Here is a 1239-nt window from a genome sequence, read left to right on the forward strand (position 1 = left end):
ACGCCGATATCGATGCCGTCGTCGACCTGCTCGGCATCGGGCCGCTCATGAACAGGCGGCCGGCAAAGCTCTCGGGCGGCGAGAAACAGCGCGTGGCGATCGGCCGGGCATTGCTTGCCAGCCCCAGACTGCTGCTCATGGACGAACCGCTGGCCTCGCTCGACGAAGCGCGCAAGGCCGAAATCCTGCCCTATGTCGAACGGCTGCGCGACGAGACGAAAATCCCGATCGTCTATGTCAGTCATTCGGTCGCCGAAGTGGCGAGGCTGGCCAGCGATGTGGTGATGCTGGCACAGGGCAATGTCGTTGCCAGCGGGCCGACCGAGGCGGTGATGCAAAGGCTCGACCTGTTGCCGGCGGAGGAGCGCGGCGAGGGCGGCGCCGTGCTGGACACCAGGGTGCTGCATCACGACGAAACTTTCGGCATGACCGTGCTCGGCTCGGCCGCGGGCGAGCTCCGGGTGCCACAGCTGGCGATGAAGGCAGGTACGCCGGTGCGCATCCGTATTCGCGCCCGCGATGTGATGATCGCCACCGAAAAGCCGACGGGCCTCAGCGCGCTCAACATCCTGCCGGGGACCATTACCGCGATGAGCCCGGGCGAAGGGCCCGCGGTCGAGGTCGGTATCGACTGCAATGGCGCAACCGTGCTTGCCCGCATCACCGAACAGTCGCGGCAGGCGCTGAAGCTTCATCTTGGCGGCAAGGTTTTCGCGGTGATCAAGACGGTGAGCTTCGATCGGGCGAACACCGGCGCCGGCCTGCCCGCCGAGGCGGATGGATAATCCCGCTATGTCTTTTTGGAATAGCGGTTTCGCCAGGGAGCTTCTAGTATGGGGTTGGGTAGTGACCGCGGAGAGCAAAGATGCCGTCGCTGAGCTTGCGGATAAATCTCGATCCCGACGGGCGCGTCGGGCCGGGCAAGATCGAACTCCTGGAACAGATCGCCGCCTTCGGCTCCATCTCGGCCGCCGCTCGCGGCATGGAGATGTCCTATAAGCACGCCTGGGACCTGGTCGAGGACATGAACCGGGTGTTCGGCAAACCGCTGGTGGCGGCACAGACCGGCGGCCGCAAGGGCGGCGGCGCACAGTTGACGGCGGTCGGCCTGGCTGTGGTCAGCCGCTTCCGCGCCATCGAGCGCGCAGCTTCTGCCGCGGCGGCGGCGCATATGGAGGCATTGCAGGCGGAGATTGATGCTGGGTGAGGGCAGTAGGGCAGTAGGGCAGTAGGGCAGTA

General features: G+C 65.8%; 2 protein-coding genes. Both read left to right on the top strand.

Translation table 11 applies throughout. The features are described 5' to 3' along the window. Positions 1-785 (top strand): molybdenum ABC transporter ATP-binding protein (modC, locus tag EN750_RS35010; protein WP_127399327.1); only part of this gene is annotated, 785 nt, incomplete at its 5' end. 80 nt (positions 786-865) lie between these two features. Next, positions 866-1207, top strand: a complete 342-nt coding sequence (locus EN750_RS35015; protein ID WP_127271788.1) for a winged helix-turn-helix domain-containing protein — start codon at positions 866-868, stop codon at positions 1205-1207. Positions 1208-1239: the final 32 nt, after the last annotated feature.

Origin of the sequence: Mesorhizobium sp. M7A.F.Ca.ET.027.03.2.1, assembly GCF_003999175.1 — a bacterium.
Taxonomy (GTDB): domain Bacteria; phylum Pseudomonadota; class Alphaproteobacteria; order Rhizobiales; family Rhizobiaceae; genus Mesorhizobium.